General features: G+C 38.0%; 14 protein-coding genes. 7 read left to right on the top strand and 7 right to left on the bottom strand.

The features are described from left to right. Nucleotides 1–9: 9 nt before the first annotated feature. The 4 genes from BM207_RS06450 to BM207_RS06465 form a co-directional block, all read right to left on the bottom strand. Entirely contained in the window at nucleotides 10–2,331 is a 2,322-nt protein-coding gene (locus BM207_RS06450) for a glycoside hydrolase family 65 protein (protein ID WP_090992753.1), read from the bottom strand. A gap of 2 nt (nucleotides 2,332–2,333) precedes the next feature. Continuing rightward, nucleotides 2,334–2,987 (bottom strand): beta-phosphoglucomutase, encoded by a 654-nt coding sequence (gene pgmB, locus BM207_RS06455; RefSeq protein ID WP_090992754.1) that lies wholly within the window; start codon nucleotides 2,985–2,987, stop codon nucleotides 2,334–2,336. Between the two features lies 1 nt (nucleotide 2,988). Next, nucleotides 2,989–4,830, bottom strand: coding sequence for a glycoside hydrolase family 13 protein (locus BM207_RS06460; protein ID WP_090992755.1), 1,842 nt, complete (start codon nucleotides 4,828–4,830; stop codon nucleotides 2,989–2,991). 71 nt (nucleotides 4,831–4,901) lie between these two features. Continuing rightward, entirely contained in the window at nucleotides 4,902–7,820 is a 2,919-nt protein-coding gene (locus tag BM207_RS06465) for a TonB-dependent receptor (protein WP_090992756.1), read from the bottom strand. A 230-nt stretch (nucleotides 7,821–8,050) separates the two neighbouring features. Here BM207_RS06465 and BM207_RS06470 point away from each other — a divergent pair, with 230 nt between their 5' ends. Genes BM207_RS06470 through BM207_RS06480 form a run of 3 tightly spaced genes read left to right on the top strand, consistent with a single transcriptional unit; the run spans nucleotide 8,051 to nucleotide 11,846 of the window. Then, nucleotides 8,051–10,483 (top strand): penicillin acylase family protein, encoded by a 2,433-nt coding sequence (locus BM207_RS06470; RefSeq protein WP_090992757.1) that lies wholly within the window; start codon nucleotides 8,051–8,053, stop codon nucleotides 10,481–10,483. A gap of 2 nt (nucleotides 10,484–10,485) precedes the next feature. Beyond that, a complete protein-coding gene (locus BM207_RS06475; protein WP_090992758.1) occupies nucleotides 10,486–10,836 on the top strand; it encodes a hypothetical protein in 351 nt (116 codons plus the stop codon). Between the two features lie 26 nt (nucleotides 10,837–10,862). Continuing rightward, nucleotides 10,863–11,846, top strand: coding sequence for a LuxE/PaaK family acyltransferase (locus tag BM207_RS06480; protein WP_394332965.1), 984 nt, complete (start codon nucleotides 10,863–10,865; stop codon nucleotides 11,844–11,846). Between the two features lie 5 nt (nucleotides 11,847–11,851). Here BM207_RS06480 and tyrS read toward each other — a convergent pair whose 3' ends face one another. Continuing rightward, complete coding sequence (gene tyrS / locus BM207_RS06485; protein ID WP_090992759.1) at nucleotides 11,852–13,138, bottom strand: tyrosine--tRNA ligase; 1,287 nt, start codon at nucleotides 13,136–13,138, stop codon at nucleotides 11,852–11,854. A gap of 164 nt (nucleotides 13,139–13,302) precedes the next feature. On the opposite strand from tyrS, the gene BM207_RS06490 reads away from it, so the two are divergent. The 4 genes from BM207_RS06490 to BM207_RS06505 all read left to right on the top strand — a co-directional run bounded on the left by BM207_RS06490 (nucleotide 13,303) and on the right by BM207_RS06505 (nucleotide 17,361). Then, a complete protein-coding gene (locus tag BM207_RS06490) occupies nucleotides 13,303–13,977 on the top strand; it encodes an ACP phosphodiesterase (protein ID WP_090992760.1) in 675 nt (224 codons plus the stop codon). A 27-nt stretch (nucleotides 13,978–14,004) separates the two neighbouring features. Then, complete coding sequence (gene ligA / locus BM207_RS06495) at nucleotides 14,005–16,017, top strand: NAD-dependent DNA ligase LigA (protein ID WP_090992761.1); 2,013 nt, start codon at nucleotides 14,005–14,007, stop codon at nucleotides 16,015–16,017. Between the two features lie 70 nt (nucleotides 16,018–16,087). Further along, complete coding sequence (gene dapA, locus BM207_RS06500) at nucleotides 16,088–16,969, top strand: 4-hydroxy-tetrahydrodipicolinate synthase (protein ID WP_090992762.1); 882 nt, start codon at nucleotides 16,088–16,090, stop codon at nucleotides 16,967–16,969. Nucleotides 16,970–17,028: 59 nt separating this feature from the next. Continuing rightward, nucleotides 17,029–17,361, top strand: coding sequence for a YegP family protein (locus BM207_RS06505; protein WP_090992763.1), 333 nt, complete (start codon nucleotides 17,029–17,031; stop codon nucleotides 17,359–17,361). A gap of 73 nt (nucleotides 17,362–17,434) precedes the next feature. Here BM207_RS06505 and BM207_RS06510 read toward each other — a convergent pair whose 3' ends face one another. Then, nucleotides 17,435–17,611 carry a histone H1 gene (locus BM207_RS06510; protein ID WP_090992764.1) on the bottom strand — a complete coding sequence of 59 codons (177 nt, stop codon included), beginning with the start codon at nucleotides 17,609–17,611 and terminating at the stop codon, nucleotides 17,435–17,437. Between the two features lie 256 nt (nucleotides 17,612–17,867). After that, nucleotides 17,868–19,109: an aminotransferase class I/II-fold pyridoxal phosphate-dependent enzyme gene (locus BM207_RS06515; RefSeq protein ID WP_090992765.1), complete on the bottom strand. Its 1,242-nt coding sequence runs from the start codon at nucleotides 19,107–19,109 to the stop codon at nucleotides 17,868–17,870. Between the last annotated feature and the right edge of the window lie 45 nt (nucleotides 19,110–19,154).

Raw genomic sequence — 19,154 nt, forward strand, 5'->3', positions numbered from 1 at the left:
TAAACGTTTTCAATGCGTAAAAGATTTAAGGAACACTTCAATAGTTTTCTTTCCAGATAACTCTACATTTTCTCCAAAAATATTTAGTGTTAAATTATGAGCGCTATTGCTTGCCAAACTAACTTTTTCATGATCTACGTTCACTGTAATCGTCGTCCCTCTAAATCCTATTTTAAAAGTGTACGATTTCCAGTTTTTGGGTAACACTGGATAAAGATGTAATTGATTATGTTTTATTCGCATTCCACCGAAGCCTTCCACCACACTTAACCAAGTGCCAGCCATGGAAGTGATATGCAAACCATCCTCTGTATCGTTATTATAATCGTCTAAATCTAAGCGTGAAGTACGCAGATAAAATTCGTAAGCACGATCTAAATCGCCTAATTTGGCAGCAATAATCGCGTGCACACAGGGCGACAATGAGCTTTCGTGTACCGTTCTTGCTTCATAAAAATCATAGTTTCTGCGGATTGTTTCGATGTCGTAATCTTCTTCGAAGAAATAAATTCCCTGTAAAACATCGGCCTGTTTAATAAAGCAAGATCTCAGAATTCGATCCCAACTCCATTTCTGATTGAGCGGGCGATCACTATCGGGCAAATCTTTTACTAAAATTTGCTCTTTATCTAAATAACCATCTTGTTGCAAGAAAATCCCCAGGTTTTTATCTTCAGGATAATACATTTGATCAATGATTGCCTGCCAATTAGCGACTTCTTCCTCAGCTTTAAACTTTGTCTTCGTTAAAATCTGGGCAAACCTCTCCGGGTCCTGCTCCTCAGCCTCTTCCATAGCTTCAATGGTATATTTTAGGCACCAGGTAGCAATCGTACTGGTATACCAGTTGTTATTTATGTTGTTTTCATACTCATTTGGACCAGTAACGCCGAGCATTACAAACTTTTTCTTTTCAATGCTCCAGTTTACCCGCTGTGCCCAAAAACGAGCAATGCCAATGAGTACTTCTAGTCCGTACTGTACTAAATAACTGTTTTCGCCCGTATAACGGATGTAATTAAAAATAGCAAAGGCAATAGCCCCATTACGATGAATTTCTTCAAAGGTAATTTCCCATTCATTATGGCATTCTTCGCCGTTGATGGTAACCATTGGATACAAAGCTGCTCCATTGGTAAAGCCTAGCTTGGCGGCATTTTCAATCGCTTTTTCCAAGTGCTTATAACGGTAAATCAGCAAGTTTTCTGCTACTTTTTGGTCGGCTGTTGCCAAATAAAACGGCAAACAATAAGCTTCCGTATCCCAGTAGGTTGAACCGCCATACTTTTCACCTGTAAAGCCCTTTGGTCCAATGTTTAGTCTTGCATCTTCTCCCGTATAAGTTTGATGCATTTGGAAAATATTAAATCTAATTGCCTGCTGTGCTGCAATATCGCCTTCAATAATGACATCACCATGTTCCCACTTCTTCTTCCATGCCTCTGCCTGTTCCAGCAACATTTTATCAAAACCCTTTGCAACAATTCGCTTAAGTGTTCCAAGTGCCGCTTCGGCAAGTTCTTCTCTTCTATAGTTCTCTGATGATAGGTTTACGGCAAACTTGTAAATACTGGTCGCTTGATTCTTTTTTGTCTTCACTATAAATCGCTGCGACACACATTTTTCCTTCGAACCATAGGTTGGTTTTTGATTTAAGGCATGACCGTCTTGCGAAATGTGCGTATGCATTCCGGAAGTTACCCAGAAAGTAGTTTTTTTAGTCTCCATGGTTAGCCATGCAAACTCGCCTACTGCAGAATCAACGACATTCCAAAATTGTTCGTCGTAGTTTGAGTCTTGATTGCTAACATCTCCGTCAAGTATTGACTCAACTTCAATCTCTCCGTCGAAATTACGAGGTGTTAAGGTATATTTTATTGCTCCTGCTTCATCATCAACAATGCTACAAAAGCGAACCGCCTCAACATCGAGAACGTTCCCATTTTGTAGTTCAACACTAAAGGTTCTGGTTAATGTACCTCCCTGCATATCCAGTACCCTTTTGAAATCAAGTACTTTAGCTGTATGCAGATCCAAAATTTCTCCATTCACCTTAATATTTATACTGATCCAGTTCACAGCATTCAACACCTTAGCAAAGTATTCCGGATAGCCATTTTTCCACCAGCCTACGCGGGTTTTATCCGGGTAGTATACACCTGCCACATAATTACCCTGCAAGGTTTCGCCACCGTAGTGCTCTTCAAAATTAGCGCGCTGACCCATGCGGCCATTTCCAATACTAAATATACTTTCTGAAATCTTATTTAGACTTGGATCAAAACCCTCCTCAATAATATTCCACTCACTATGTTTGATATAATTCTTCATGTCTATGATAAAGTTTGCAATTTTTCAATTGTCATTTCAGCCAGTCCGCTAACTACTAGGTCAGCCTCTTTAAGTACTTCTTCTTTTCCTATTCCAACAGCTTTCATTTTACCTGCCTTTGCCGCTTCCACCCCTGCAATTGCATCCTCAAAAACGACACATTCATGCGGCTCTACTGCCAATGCTTTCGCCCCCGCTAAAAACACCTCTGGATCCGGCTTGGATTTCGTAACCTTATTGCCGTCTATTAATACATCAAAATAGCTAGTTAGCCTAATCTGATTTAAAATCATTTCAGAGTTTTTACTTGCCGAACCTAAAGCTATTAAATAATTATGCTCCTTTACTGTCGCTAAAAACTCCTTTGCTCCTGGGAGTATTTCACTTGGTGTCATTTCCTTAATCATCGCTACGTACCACTTATTTTTTAAAGCAGCCAGCTCTTCCATTTCCAGTTCAGTTTTATATACTCCACCCCAGCTTAAGATTATTTTAAGCGATTCTACCCTACTAACACCTTTTAGCTCCTCATTTTGTTCTTCAGTGAAATCAAATCCCAATTTATTAGCTAATCTGCGCCATGCCTTGTAGTGGTACACCGCAGTATCTACAATAACACCATCAAGATCAAAAATGCATGCTTTAATTTTACTCATATTATTGAAGTTCAAGTATAAAAGTCCCTTTCGCCGGAATTTCTATAACATCAAGAGCCACTCTTTCATCAGTCACAATATTTACACCAGTTTTTAACTTACCAATTCTTTCTTCAAACCGCTTGGTATCGAGTTTTTCAGCGGTATCATTTGTGTTCATCATTACCATCACTGTTTTTTGATCATTGTATCTAAAGTAAACATACATTCCATTTTCGGGTACGTACTGCATCAGTTTACCATTTTGTAGTACTGGATTATGCTTTCGGTAATTAGCTAACTTTTTAACAAAGTTGAATGCTTCAGTTTCCTTTTTATTTCTCCCTTCTGCAACAAATTTGTCAGTTTGATCATTTGGCCAGCCACCAGCAAAATCTTCACGAACTTTACCATCGGGATTTGCGAAGTTCTTCATCAAAACCTCCGTTCCGTAATACAACTGTGGGATACCCCGAAGAGAAAGCAATAAGATTACTCCTGACTTAAATTTTTCATAATCTTCACCAACTTTAGATAAAAATCGGTCCGTATCATGGTTATCCAAAAAAAGCACATTACGGGTTGGGTCCTTGTATTGATAGTCACTTGCCAAAACTGTGTACAACTTGTTTACTCCGTCTGTCCACCCAAACTTGCCGTTTAGCGTTTCGTTAATTGCAAAATACGTTTGAAAATCTGTGACACCCTGCAGGTGGGTATTAATTGGCTGATTGGCTGTCCTTCCTTCCGTAAAAAAAACCTGATTGGCTGTTCCATGTACCCAGGTTTCCCCAAAAAATGTAAATTTAGGAAACTCTCTTGTTACTGCCTTTGCCCATTCTGCCATATAGTTAAGGTCATTATAGGCATAAGTATCTAACCTAAAGCCATCCAACCCTGCAAATTCTATCCACCAAATATGGCTTTGGGTAATATAATTTCTAACCAAGGGATTATCTTGGTCAACATCCGGCATGTGTTTATCAAACCAACCATCAGTCATCAGTTTTTGATCTGCCTTTGAGGCATAAGGATCAAATATCGCTTGATCTTTATAGGTTGTTCCCGTATATTTTGGCCATTGATGAAACCAGTTGTTGGCCGGCGGATCCAAAAAAAGAAAGTGTTGGTCGCCCATATGATTGTGCACCAGATCTTTGATCATTTTCATTCCTCTTTTATGACATTCGTCCACCAGCTTTTTATAAAGTAAATTGGTTCCATACCGGCGATCTATTTGATAGTTTTCGGTATTGGCATAGCCATGATAGGAGGTTTTATATTCATTATTTTCTAACACTGGGTTTAACCATAAGGTTGTTACGCCTAAATCCTGCAAATAAGGTAATTTATTGATGATACCTTGGATGTCGCCCCCGTGACGATGGTACATTGAATCCCTATTAAGACTCATATCTTTCATGCCTTCCACCCTATCGTTGCTCACATCGCCATTAGCAAAGCGGTCTGGCATAATTAAATAGATCAAATCTTTATTGGTTACTCCCTCAGTACGATTTGTTCTAGATTTAAGTTCGTAATTATATTTCATCACCCTTTCACCACTTTTGCTAAACAATATTGGGAACGTTCCCGGCTTTGTAGCTGAAGAAATTTGAAGGTTTAAGAAAAGATAATTAGGGTTTTCAACTTTTTGTACACTAACCAACTTTACGCCAGGGTAATTTAGGCTAACGCTCCTATCGGCAATTTTGTTACCTCTAACTAATAACTGAAGGGATTGGTTCTTGAAGCCTACCCACCAATTCATGGGTTCAATTCTTTCGATATTAGGCAGCTGCGCCAACAGGATCTGAGCCTGCGCCGACAAGAATAAGGCTATTAAAATTATTCTCTTTATCATGTTTAATTTGGTTAAAATAAAGTCAAGCTCCCCTACATTGGCAGAGGGGAGCTTGACAAATTTAATAATAATTACGGGTTATAGGTGAAACCAATATAATAAATAGCGCCAACTTGTGGATTACCAAATGAAGTTGCGTAATATTTATTTAAAATATTAGATCCGCCCAACTTGATCATCGAGTTCACAGAAGGAACCTTTAAGTTAACCTGTGCATCAAATGTTGAATAGGATGGCACTATCCCTCTTGCAAAGGTAGAGTTCCATAAGAACTCATCTTGCCAACGATATTGTACGTTAAAACCTAAGTTTTTTGCGATCTCTCTATTACCTATTCCGGCATTAAATCTCCATTCTGGAGTATTAAAGTTATTGTCGAAATTAGCAGGAGTGTTTCCGATTTTATTGTAAGATGCGTTACCATTCCAATTCCATTTACCCACTTGATAATCTAACCCAAACGCACCTCCATATGATTTAACTTTTCCTGCAATATTTACAGGCACTGTAAATCTAACTGCAGTTGTGGTAGGGTTTTGATACAAATCTACGCCACCAATAAAATCTTCGTAAATGTTGTAATAGGCATAAGCATCAATTAATAATCTTGGTGTTGCCAGGCCTTTATAACCAAATTCGAAAGATTGAACACTCTCTGGACGAAGACCTCCTTCATCAAAAGTATATGGTGTTAATAAGGCTGGATTTGGAGCACCTGATGCAACTGAAGCTAAAAACGCCTTATAACTTGAAGCTAGTACCCCTTTATTGGTGTTCAAGCCATATTTTGTGATTGATTCAGGTAAACCCCCAATTAAACGGGTTGAGCCACCCCCCACTGCTAGATCAATATATTGATCTTGCGCGGTTGGATTACGGTAACCACTTTGATAAGATATTCTTAAATTATTATTAGGGGCCACAGTGTAAACTCCTGTTACTCGAGGAGTTAGGCGACCTTCAAAATTTTTACTTTTATCATAACGACCTGCAACAGTCATTTTGAATTTATCCGACAACTTTTTACCTAATTGAACAAACGCTCCAAATTCACCAATCGAGATATCACGGTTTGCATCATCAAATATAGTACCATCTGAATGCAGGAAATAATCACGATAAGAGGCACCGACCTGTAAATCTACCACATTATTCAAAGCATTAGAAAAATTATACATACCCTCGTAATGGAAAAGGTTAGTTTTGTCATTAAATTTCGCACCATTTTGAGGACCAATAGTTTTTTCCGTGATTGCCTTTTTGGCAGTTTCATAACCTACTGAACCGGGTACAAAACGTCCAACATCTGCTTGAGATCTGGCAAATGTTTGAGCAGCAGCATCATTTTGTCCTCCTGCTCTGGCACCAATGTAATTACCGATATATTGTGCATACCAACCCGTTAAGCCCCCTGATGGTTTCCATGCCTCATTGATAAAAGTTCCTAAGATAGTAGCATTATAAGCATCTCCAGAACGTTCTTGAGTTGTATAACCTCTTACAAAGAAATCTTGCCCCTTTAATTCTAATTTATACTGACCAATGCTAAAATTTCTTAATGAATAACGGTCTGTTCCGGTATACACTGAGGTACCGGTTCCCCAGTTAGCCTGTGCAATAGCCTCAATGGTATTGTTAAATCTATAATGTAACGAGGTAGAGGTTTTTAATGATTTAGTGTCGTAATCTACCAAATCGTGCTCCGCATAACCTGTCCTAGATACAAATTGGTTTGGAATTAACCCAGGGACTCTTAAGCCAATATAAAAAGGCATATAGCTTTGAATAGTTGGTCTTAAAGCTGCAGGGAAAAAGCCTAATGCTGCTGCTTGTTGGGCTGAACTTGGTGCCGCCCCAGCCCCAACACCTAAAGCACTGAATGCACCATTCAGCGAAGTTTGGATATTAGGAATTTGCCCTCCACTTGCTGCATTTACTCCTGCAATAATCCCTGCGTTTAGAGATTGGGCAACGTTAATCATATTTTGACTAATTTCATCACCATAAACATTAATGCCGTCATAGTTTGGATCAGAACTACGATCACCAGCCTTCAATTGACGAGAAGTTCTATCAAAATTTCTCGTATCAGCCGCAGCCCAGTCTTTGGCTTGTAAAAACGAGAAGGAAGTTTTGATCCCGAATTTATTATTCCACGATTTAGCTAAACGTAAATCAAATTGTTTAAATTCCTGTATACCTTGATTGGTACTGTTATCATCAACATGGTTAATTCCTCCTTTATACTGGAAACTAACTCCTTGATATTGATATGGATTTTTAGAGGTCATTAACAATGTACCATTAATACCCCCAGCTCCATATAAAGCAGACGCTGCACCAGGAAGTAACTCTACGTTGTCTACATCCAAATCAGATAAGCCTACAATATTACCAACGGAGAAGTTCAAGCCCGGAGCTTGATTATCCATTCCATCAATATACTGATTAAAACGAGTGTTTCCGTTCGCATTAAATCCACGTGTATTTACAGATTTAAAGGTCAAACTTTGTGTGCTCATCTCTACACCCTTTAAATTATTTAAGGCATCATAGAAAGAGGGTGCTGGTAATTCTTTTAATGCCGCAGCGCCAATCCGTTCAATACTTACGGGAGATTCTAAAATACGCTCTGGCGTTCTAGAAGCTGAAATAACAACTTCCTGTCCTAAAATAACTCCCGTCTCTAACTCAAAATTCAAATTGGTTGCATTTGAGGTGATTTCTCTTTCCATTGTTACATAGCCAATATAGGATACTACAATCGTAAAAGGTACCCTTTCAGTTGTACTGAAAGAGAATTGCCCCTTGTCATTGGTAGCATTCCCTATTGTTTTTCCTTTAATAGTAACGCTAACGCCTGGAATGGGTTCTTTAGTTGTTTTGTCGGTCACAGTACCACTAACAGCAATACTTTGTGCAAAGGCGGCAACTGTGGTCGCGGTTAGCACAAAAAACATACAAATGATTTTTGTAAAGGATTTGTTCATAAGTGAGTCGTTTATATTTGATATTTACTATAAACTTAAATACAAAATTTGATACAAACAAATTCTATTCTGCATTAAATTTATTTTACAAAATCTTATTTCTTTGGAGCACACATATTGGTTTCATGTAGTTATATTTATATTTTTAATACTTAGAATTTAATTTATACTAAATTGCAGATTGTATGACTAGCGAAATGCAATACGTTAACCAAGTAACCTAAAAACTGATGAATAGAGTTAAAGCCTTTATATGCGTACTCATACCTATTTTATTAGCCTACACACTCAATACCAAATTTGGCAGTACTCCTCCGCTTTTAAAATTTCTAAATCCATTTACCGGTTTTTGGCAAAATGCGGAGGGCAATAGACAAACTACCAAACACAAGATTGCACTGAAAGGGGCCAAAGCAGAAATAAATATTGTATTCGACGATCGCATGATCCCCCATGTGTTCGCACAAAATGATCACGATGTATATTATGCTCAGGGTTACGTTACTGCCATGCACAGGTTATGGCAAATGGATTTTCAAACTCGTTTCGCTGCCGGACGAATCTCTGAAATTGTTGGAGAAAAAGCTATTGAGGTTGATCGCTATCAGCGTAGAATGGGCATGGTTTACGGTGCAGAAAATTCGTTAAAAGGCATGATGGAAGACCCAAAATCTAAAGAGATGATCTTGGCCTATACTGCAGGCATCAATGCGTATATTCATTCGCTATCGAGGGCAAATTACCCTATTGAATACAAAATACTTGATTTTAAACCTGAAGACTGGACCCCGATTAAGTGCGCTTTGTTACTGAAGCAGATGTCGGCCGTATTGGCAATGGGATCTGACGAGTTCTATATGACCAATATTTTAAAGAAGTTTGGCCCTGAAGTTACGAAAGATCTCTTTCCAGACTACCCGTTTAAAGAAGACCCTATCATCCCTGTTGGTACAAAATGGGATTTTAAACCATTATCTATTCCCGATGTACCTAAACTCGTTACAGAAATAATGGGGAGTACGGTGCGAACAAAAGAAAAAATAGAGGGAATCGGGAGTAATAATTGGGCACTTTCGGGTGCCAAAACGGCCTCTGGTTTTCCCCTGTTGGCAAATGATCCACATCTCGATTTATCACTACCCTCTATTTGGTATCAAATTCAACTCCACGCCCCCGGTCTTAATACCTATGGCGTTTCACTCCCAGGCGCACCAGGCGTAACAATAGGTTTTAACAAAGACATTGCCTGGGGAGTTACGAATGTGGCGGCGGATGTATTAGACTTTTATCAAATTAAGTTTAAAGATCAAACCCACGATCAGTACTGGTATGACAATGCGTGGAAGAAAACTCGTAAACGTTTAGAAAAAATTCAGATCAGAGGAGCAAAAACGCTTATAGACACTGTTTATTACACGCATCAGGGACCAGTAGTATATTTTCAAAAACCATCCTATGGTAAGGCCAGTAATGTACCCATTGGTAGTGCTTTGCGCTGGATAGCTCATGATAAATCCAATGAGCTGATGACCTTTTATATCTTAAATAGAGGAAAAAACTATCATGATTATCGAAAGGCGCTAACCTATTACACTGCTCCGGCGCAAAACTTTATTTTTGCCAGCAATAAAAATGATATTGCCATCACACCCAATGGTAAATTCCCCATAAAGTGGAAAAATCAAGGTAAATTTGTACTAGATGGTTCCAATCCAGCAAATGATTGGCAAGGTTGGATTCCCGCATCCCAAAATCCTACTGTAAAAAACCCTTCGCGCAACTTTGTGAGCTCAGCTAATCAATCCTCTACAGATCCAAACTACCCTTACTATATCAATTGGGAATTTTCACCATATGAAAGAGGTAAACGAATTAATGACCGCTTAACAGTAATGAACAAAGCAAATGTTGATAGTATGCGAAATTTGCAGATGGACTCCTATAGTATTACTGCACAAAACCTGTTGCCAACAATCCTATCCTTAGTTAACCAGGCTCAGTTAAACGCAACTCAAAAGGAAGCTTTTAACTTGAGCGCCAAGTGGAATAAATATTTCGAAGCTAAAGAAATCGCAGCAAGTATTTTCGACTTATGGACAAAAAGACTTTTTTACAATATCTGGGATGATGAGTTTAATATTAAAAATATTCCAATGCGATACCCATCAAGGGATAGAAGTATAGAATTAATTCAAAATGAGCCCAATTCTACTTGGTTTGATAATGTAAAAACTAAAGAAAAGGAAACATTAAGAGACCTCGTGAACGAGGCATTTAAGTTTACCTGCGATAGTTTGGAGAGAAAATACGGTCCGATTGGTAAAAACTGGGAATGGGGAAATGTTAAAAACACTAATGTGCCGCATTTGGCCAAAATACCTGGTTTTGGAACGAAAACCTTAAATATCGGAGGGGGCAAAAGCACCGTAAATGCGATGAGCGAAGCGAATGGTCCTTCATGGCGGATGGTTGTTGAACTTGGCAAGACGCCTAAAGGCCATGGTGTTTATCCAGGTGGACAATCCGGTAATCCTGGGAGTCCATTTTATGATAACATGGTTGATACATGGGCTCAGGGAAAGTTATATGATTTATTTTTTATGCAGTCAGAAGACGATAAATCCGGTAAAATAATTTCACGTTTAAAAATCTCAAAAAAATAATTATGGTCTTTTTAGTCATTTTGATCGCTTCTTTCGTGCTACAAATGATTTTACCATGGTGGGTAATTATCATTTTATCTTTCGCTACCTGTGGCTTAATCGGAAAAACTGCTAAGATTTCTTTCTGGAACCCATTTTTAGCGGTTTTCGTGTTATGGCTCGGCATGGCGCTCTTCAAAAGCTTACCAAACAACAATGTGCTGGCTACTCGGGTAGCCGAAATGGTTGGCGTGAAGCTATGGTATATCGTATTACTTATTACCGCGTTATTAGGGGGTATTGCTGCAGCTATTAGTGGTATTTGCGGCTACCACTTTAGAAAGGCGGTTATCGCTAAAAAAACCAATACTTAAATTATAATTCTTTGTACTTTTGCTCAGTGAATATTAATCCTGAGCCCTTTTTTTCCATAAAAGACGATCGAGCGTTTGAGCAAGCGGCATTAAGTATTTTCTATTACCAAGCTAAAAACTGCCAAGTTTACCGGGACTTTATACATCACCTCGGTATTATTCCGACTGAAATTACTTCCTATCTTCAAATCCCTTTTTTACCAATCAGCTTTTTTAAAAGTCATGACGTTCTCAGTCTTGGTCAGACGGCAGCAATTACTTTTAGTAGTTCCGGCACCACCGGGCAAACACAGAGTAAGCATTTGGTAGCTGACGTTAAAATTTACGAGCAGAGTTTTAACTTAGCATTTGAGCTATTTTATGGCTCTATCCAAGACACTTGTTTGTTGGCGCTTCTTCCTTCCTATTTAGAGCGTAAAGGGTCATCGCTTATATATATGGTTGATTCACTTTTAAGTCAAAGTAAGCATCCTCAAAGCGGATATTTTTTACATGATTTAGCGACGCTCTGCCAGACTTTAAATTCATTAAAGGCAAATGGCACTAAAACAATTTTAATTGGGGTTACTTACGCATTATTGGATTTCGTGGAGCAATTCAAACTTGATTTCCCCGATTTAATTGTTATGGAAACCGGCGGAATGAAAGGCAAGCGCAAAGAACTCGTTCGGGAAGAACTACATCAGTTGCTCTGTGATGGCTTTGGTGTAACAAAAATCCATAGTGAATATGGAATGACGGAGCTACTTTCGCAAGCCTATTCTTCTGGTGAGGGAGTGTTTAATTGCCCCCCCTGGATGAAAATTTTACTACGCGACACCTACGACCCACTTACGCTAGTAGCCTCAAAAAAAACTGGGGGGATAAACGTGATCGATTTAGCTAATATTAACTCCTGTTCCTTTATTGCGACACAAGACTTAGGTAAGATACATCCTAATGGTAGTTTCGAAGTGCTCGGCAGATTTGACAATGCCGATATTAGGGGATGTAATTTACTAGTTCAATAATCTTCCTATTCAGCGATCAAAAGAAAGTAGTTTTTCTTACCTTTTTGAACAACGATAAACTGGTCATTAATCAAATCACTGTTTGAATACGTAGCCATCATCTCGCTTACTTTAGCTTTATTTATACTTAAGCCACCTCCTTGTATTGTTTTCTTAACTTCTCCTTTAGATGGGAAAACCGCAGTTTTTTCTGCCAAAAGTGAAGCAATGTCAATTCCTTCTTTGAGTTCCGTTTTTGAAATATTATACTGGGGCACGCCTTCGAAAATCTCCAATACAGCTTTTGAATCCAAAGTTTGTAAAAACGATAATGCGCCATTTCCAAACAAAAATTCTGAGGTTTTAATAGCGGTTTCAAGTGCTTCAGCAGAGTGCGTTCTTACGGTAATATCTTCAGCTAAAGCTTTTTGCAGAATACGAAGATGCGGTGCTGCATCATGCTCTTTCTCTAAATTTTCTATCTCAGCTTGGTTTTTTAAAGTAAAAATCCTGATCCATTTTTTTACATCATCATCAGATGCATTGAGCCAAAACTGATAAAATTTATAGGGAGAAGTTCTATCTGCATTAAGCCAAATCGCACCACTTTCTGTTTTACCAAACTTAGTACCATCGGTTTTTTTAATCAACTGTGTGGTAATGGCATAAGCGGTTCCTGCATCTTTTCGTCTAATCAGTTCAGTACCTGTAACAATGTTTCCCCATTGATCTGATCCCCCCATTTGAACTACGCAATTATAGTGTTTCCATAAGTAATAGAAATCGTAACCCTGTACCAACTGGTAACTAAACTCTGTAAATGACATCCCCGTATCACCCTCTAAACGTTTCTTCACACTATCCTTTGCCATCATATAATTTACGGTAAGGTGTTTACCAACATCACGAATAAAGTCTAAAAAGCTCATGTTCTTAAACCAATCGGCATTGTTAACCATCACGGCACCGTTCCCTGCATCATCAAATGTCAGGAATTTAGCGAGCTGCTTTTTCATTCCCTCCAGGTTATGCGCAACCATTTCTTCGGTTTGTAGGTTTCGCTCATCAGATTTCCCAGAGGGATCGCCCACCATACCTGTAGCACCACCAATCAACGCAAAAGGCTTATGCCCTGCATTTTGGAAATGAATTAAAGTCATAATTTGCGTAAGGTGACCTATATGTAAAGAATCAGCTGTTGGATCAAAGCCAATGTATCCCGATGTCATTCCCGAGTTTAACTTTTCTTCCGTGTTGGGCATGATATCATGCAACATTCCTCTCCAACGTAATTCTTCTACAAAATTTTTCATCTTTTTACTCCTTTAAGCCGCAAATATAGCAGTTTAAGCTCAAAGAAGGAGAAAGCTCAAAGTAAATACACAGGTAAATAAAGAAATTGTTAAAAAAGGTAAAATTTTGATCTTTAACTCGATTAAGCTTTGGTCTTTTAGCTTTTATCTTTTAGCTTCACAACATGAACTTTCTTTCTCATTATTACTTTGAACGAGCAAACCCCGACTCCAACATGGTTATTGGAACCGTATTGCCAGATCTTGTAAAAAATGCACATAAAGACTGGAATTTTTATCCGCAAAAAAAAGAAGAACTTTTCGTTGCCGATAATTCATTAAAATCCATTTTAAAAGGATGGAAACGGCATCTCGAAGTTGATGTTTTATTCCATTCTTCAGATTTCTTCAATCATCACACAGCTCAATTAAAGCAAAATATCTTGCCTATATTGAAAGATAGTCCGGTGCGCCCATCATTTTTAGCCCATATTGGTGTCGAACTGCTATTAGATCATTTACTCGTTATCAATAGAAAAATTGAAATTAATTCATTTTATGACCATCTAAATAACGTAGATGATTCAAAATTAGCTTTATTTTTAACCAGATGTGACGCTGCTGAAACCGATCATTTTTTTAAGTTCTTAACTAGTTTTAAATCCAGCCGATATTTATTAAGTTATCAAAAATTGGAAAATATCAGTTACGCTTTACAGCGCATCTGTATGCGACTGTGGACTCATCCATTTGCAGAGGATACCATTTTGCTTTTAACTGAAAGGTTAGAAATTTATAAAGTAATACTTGAGAAAGATTATTTAGAAATTTTTGATGAAATAGGCCTTAAACTTCATTAACATTACACGAATAATTATCTTTGTTTCATGTCCAATTTAAAGGTAAAAGAGCAGATTGACGCTTTAGTTAAAGAACTGAACGAGCATACGTATAATTACTACGTTTTAGCAATGCCAACCATTGCCGATTATGAATTTGATCAGAAACTCGAGAAGTTAGCTGGGTTGGAAAAGGAATATCCTGAATTGGCAGACCCTAATTCTCCAACACAAAAAGTTGGTGGCGACATTACTAAAAACTTTATCACGGTAAAGCATAAGTGGCCAATGCTTTCTTTAGGCAATACCTATAATGAGCAAGATTTGCGGGATTTTGATGAGCGCGTTAAAAAAGCAATTGGAAATGATTTTGAATATGTTTGTGAGCTTAAATTTGATGGTTTGTCGATTAGTTTAACTTACGAAAATGGCAAGTTAATTAGCGCAGTAACCCGCGGCGACGGTTCACAGGGCGATGATGTGACTAGCAATATTAAAACAATACACACCATTCCCCATCAGTTAAAAGGAAAGGAAATACCCGCCTTGTTTGAAATTAGGGGGGAAGTTTTTATGCATAGAGCTGCCTTTGAGCGATTGAATAAAGAAAGAGAGGAATTGGGAGAAATTGCTTATGCTAATCCACGCAATTTCGCCGCTGGGACAGTTAAAATGCAAGACTCTAAGGAAGTTGCAAAACGCCCCTTAGATTGCTTCTTATATGCCTTATACAGCGAAAAAAAGTTGTTTAAAACTCACTGGGAGAGTTTACAAACTGTAAAAAAATGGGGTTTTAATGTATGTGAGCATACCAGGCTAAGTAGTGATATAGAAGATGTGTTTTCTTTTATTGCCTACTGGGAAGAAAATCGCTTTAAATTGGGCTATGATATTGATGGCATTGTTATTAAAGTAAACAATTACGCCCAACAACATGAACTAGGTTTTACCGCTAAATCGCCACGTTGGGCAATTTCCTACAAATACAAAGCCGCTGAAGTTCAAACTATTTTAGAAAAGGTAACCTATCAGGTGGGCAGAACCGGGGCTGTTACTCCTGTAGCTAACCTAAAACCTGTTTTATTAGCCGGCACAACGGTTAAACGAGCAACTTTGCACAATGCTGACGAAATTGCGCGCCTAGGCCTATGTGAAAATGACACCGTTTTCGTAGAAAAAGGCGGAGAGATTATTCCCAAAATTATACGTGTTAATGAAGCACTAAGATCCGCAAATCCTATTCCTATTAAATACATTACCGCTTGTCCGATATGCGCCACAACATTAATCCGAAAAGAGGGAGAAGTTGCTTTCTATTGTCCGAATGACGAAGGCTGTGCACCGCAAATTGTGGGTAAAATACAACATTTCATCGGGCGAAAAGCAATGAATATCGATGGCCTCGGAGATGAAACCATAGAAGCCTTTTACCAGCGGGGATTAGTTAGTCACATAAGTGATTTATATTTTTTACATGACAAAGCTGATGAACTGAAAAAAATTGAACGTTTCGGTGAAAAATCGATCGAGAACATGCTGAAAGGCATTGAAGATTCAAAGCAAATGCCTTTTGAAAAAGTGCTGTTTGGATTAGGCATCCGATATGTTGGGGAAACTGTTGCAAAGAAATTAGCGAGAGGCGTTAAAAACATTGATAACTTAGCTAAAGCAAGTCTGGAGGAATTAACTGCCATTGATGAAATCGGAGTCCGTATTGCAGAAAGCATTCGCGAATACTTCTCAAAACCCGAACATTTAAGGCAAATTGAGCTTTTAAAGGCTAAAGGCTTGAAATTTGAAATAATAGAGACTGAGATTATCTCGCTGAGCGATAAACTAGCGGAGAAAACCTTTGTGATTTCTGGTGTTTTTGAAAAATACAGTAGAGAAGAGTTAAAAGAGCTTATAGAACAAAACGGAGGTAAAATTTTAAGCAGCATTTCCGCAAAGCTAGATTTTTTAGTGGCGGGAGCAAACATGGGGCCATCTAAGCTAGAAAAGGCCACCAAACTCAACATTCCCTTGCTTAGCGAAGAAGAGCTGATAGAAATGATTGGTTAGCTTTAAGGGATATTCGCTTAAAATATTTACTTTTGCCGATCATCAAATTACTTGACACTAATATAAAATAATGAATAAATTTCATGGTACGGGTGTGGCATTAGTTACACCATTTAACACAGACGGAACAGTGGACTATCAGGGCTTGAAAGCTTTGATCAATCACTTGGTTGATGGAGGTATAGATTACCTTGTATCCCTAGGTACAACAGGCGAAACAGCTACATTGAGCAAGGATGAGAAGAAGAAGGTGTGGGAATTTACTGCTGAAATTAACAATGGCCGCTTACCCCTGGTAGCGGGTATAGGTGGCAATGATAGCCAGGTAATTGGTGATGCCATTAAGAGTTTCGAAAACAATCAATACAGTGCTATCTTATCTGTAAGTCCTTATTATAGTAAACCTACACAGGAAGGCATATACCAACATTACAAATATTTGAGCGAGCTTAGTGAGCTTCCTATACTTTTATATAATGTACCAGGCAGAACCGGCAGTAATATGAGTTCCGAGACAACCTGCAGATTAGCCCATGATTTCAAGAACATTATCGGCACCAAAGAAGCTTCAGGTAGTTTTGAGCAATTTAATCAAATCATGAGAGACAAGCCGGCGGATTTCTTATTGATTTCTGGCGATGATCCGATTGCTTTACCGATGATAAGCATTGGTGCCGTTGGTGTAATTTCTGTAGTTGGGAATGCTTTGCCTCGCATGCTATCAGATATGATTAGGTTATGCTTAAAAGGAGACTTTGCGGCTGCATTGCCGGCGCACTTAAGTTTATTAGAAATTACGCGCCTGATGTTTTCCGAAGGAAATCCCGCAGGTGTTAAAGCTACATTAAAACAATTAGGGGTTTGTGATGATGTTGTTCGTTTACCATTGGTTAAAGCATCGACTGGATTAAATAAAAGCTTAGCAGCTCAATTTGAACGTCATTTGTATTAACATAACGTTCACAAGAAATTTCCGTACATTTAATTAAGTTTCATAAAAAAAATAGAACAATGGGAAAATTCTTAATTACCAAAAGAAAAAACGGAGAATTTCAGTTTAATCTTAAGGCCAACAACGGGCAAACAATTTTAGCAAGTGAAGGATATTCATCAAAATCAAGTTGTGAAAATGGAATTGAATCTGTTAAGACCAATTCTAAGGACGACAATCGCTTTGAGAGAAAAACTTCTGCGAATGGTAAAGCTTATTTTAACTTGAAGGCAGCAAATGGACAAATCATCGGAACAAGTGAAATGTATGAGAGTGAAGCATCTCGAGAAAATGGTATAACTTCTGTAAAAAATAATGCTCCAGATGCAACAATTGATGATCAGAGCAACTAAATTAATAGCAACTATAGCTTATAAAAAAAGCGCCTTGGTTAAGGGCGCTTTTTTTGTTTAAACAAGGTATAAATTATCCTTTGTTTTTAGTTTCTTGAACTTCTAAACGAATGCTTTGAGCTAAGTTTTTAAGATCTTGCATACCTTTACGTACGCGTGTCCCAGCTGCGCTGTTAGCCTTGTTATAGAATTTGTCTGCATCAGCTTCTAAAGCTGCAACTAGTGCCTTTACTTCGTTAAATTTTTTCATTTTTAAATTACTCCTTTTAGTTTTTTTTTAAGGTTTTGATTAATACTCTATACTAAAGTAAGATGTTTATTTTAATAAAAAAACTTTTCCAACAATAAAAAATAGCTCAAATAGCTGTTTTTTTCCACATTTAAGAGGTTTATAAACAAGTACATACCAAAAAAACCAGCTTTAAAGGCTGATTTTCAATGCATTGACTCCATATCTTAAATAAAAACGCCCTTCAGCATACGCCAAGGGCATTTTTTATGGTTTTTTAAGTAACAGGGACTTTAGCTTCTTTATAGTTACCATTTTTTAATTTTTCAGCAACTTCACTAAAGGCATCCAACGTTCTTTGTACATCTTCTAATGAATGCGCTGCTGTTGGGATTAATCTCAACTCAATCATTCCTTTAGGAATAACGGGGTATACCACTATAGAGCAGAAAATACCATAATTTTCCCGTAAATCCATCGTTATCGCAGTTGCTTCTAAAAGCTCACCTTTTAAGAAAACCGGAGTAACTACGGTGTCGGTAATACCTAAATCGAAACCACGCTCACGTAACCCTTTTTGTAAGGTAGTTGCAATTAGCCAAAGTTTCTCTCTTAGTTCTGGATTATTTTTTAATAGTTCCAGACGTTTTAGCAAACCAATTACCATTGGCATGGGCAAGGCCTTTGCATAAGTTTGAGAACGGAGATTATATCTAAAATAGTTGGTTAATTGTTCAGTCGAAGCAACGAAACCCCCGATACCCGCCATTGATTTAGCAAATGTTCCGAAATAAACATCAATTCCTTCGATACAATTTTGCGCTTCGTGTGTACCTGCTCCTGTTGGACCCATAGTACCAAATCCATGTGCATCGTCAATAAGAATCCTGAAATTAAATTCTTTTTTCAAATCGATAATTTCCTTCAGTTTACCCTGCGCACCAGACATACCGAAAACACCCTCAGTTATAACTAGAATGCCACCACCCGTTTGTGCAACCAATTTAGTTGCTCTTTCAAGTTGCTTTTTGCAGTCTTCAATATTATTATGCTTATATACAAAACGTTTCCCCATATGTAAGCGCAATCCATCAACTATACAAGCATGAGACTCACCATCATATACCACAACATCATTTCTGTCTACCAAGGCATCGATAATAGATACCATTCCTTGATAACCATAATTTAAAACGAATGCATCTTCTTTACCAACAAAGGCTGCCAATTCCTGCTCCAATTGTTCATGGTATTTAGAGTTTCCAGACATCATACGTGCCCCCATCGGGTAAGCCATACCAAAATCTGCGGCTCCTTGTTCGTCTGCCTTTCTTACTTCAGGGTGATTTGCCAAACCTAAATAGTTATTCAAGCTCCACACCAAATGCTCTTTACCTCTAAAATTCATATGTGGTGCAATCTCCCCTTCTAATCTTGGAAAAGAGAAATATCCGTGAGACCATTTATAATGTTCTCCCAATGGCCCCATTCGTTTTGCTACTTTTTCGAAAATATCCAATGTTATATATGTTTAATGTAACTTTTATGTGCGCAAATTTACGGT

Source organism: Pedobacter insulae, from assembly GCF_900113525.1.
Lineage (GTDB): Bacteria > Bacteroidota > Bacteroidia > Sphingobacteriales > Sphingobacteriaceae > Pedobacter > Pedobacter insulae.

Coding starts and splice junctions, on each gene's coding strand:
- BM207_RS06505 (WP_090992763.1), top strand. CDS start 17,029: ATGGGAAAATTCTTAATTACCAAAAGAAAAAACGGAGAATTTCAGTTT.
- pgmB (WP_090992754.1), bottom strand. CDS start 2,987: ATGAGTAAAATTAAAGCATGCATTTTTGATCTTGATGGTGTTATTGTA.
- ligA (WP_090992761.1), top strand. CDS start 14,005: ATGTCCAATTTAAAGGTAAAAGAGCAGATTGACGCTTTAGTTAAAGAA.
- BM207_RS06465 (WP_090992756.1), bottom strand. CDS start 7,820: ATGAACAAATCCTTTACAAAAATCATTTGTATGTTTTTTGTGCTAACC.
- BM207_RS06510 (WP_090992764.1), bottom strand. CDS start 17,611: ATGAAAAAATTTAACGAAGTAAAGGCACTAGTTGCAGCTTTAGAAGCT.
- tyrS (WP_090992759.1), bottom strand. CDS start 13,138: ATGAAAAATTTTGTAGAAGAATTACGTTGGAGAGGAATGTTGCATGAT.
- BM207_RS06490 (WP_090992760.1), top strand. CDS start 13,303: ATGAACTTTCTTTCTCATTATTACTTTGAACGAGCAAACCCCGACTCC.
- BM207_RS06450 (WP_090992753.1), bottom strand. CDS start 2,331: ATGAAGAATTATATCAAACATAGTGAGTGGAATATTATTGAGGAGGGT.
- BM207_RS06470 (WP_090992757.1), top strand. CDS start 8,051: ATGAATAGAGTTAAAGCCTTTATATGCGTACTCATACCTATTTTATTA.
- dapA (WP_090992762.1), top strand. CDS start 16,088: ATGAATAAATTTCATGGTACGGGTGTGGCATTAGTTACACCATTTAAC.
- BM207_RS06475 (WP_090992758.1), top strand. CDS start 10,486: ATGGTCTTTTTAGTCATTTTGATCGCTTCTTTCGTGCTACAAATGATT.
- BM207_RS06460 (WP_090992755.1), bottom strand. CDS start 4,830: ATGATAAAGAGAATAATTTTAATAGCCTTATTCTTGTCGGCGCAGGCT.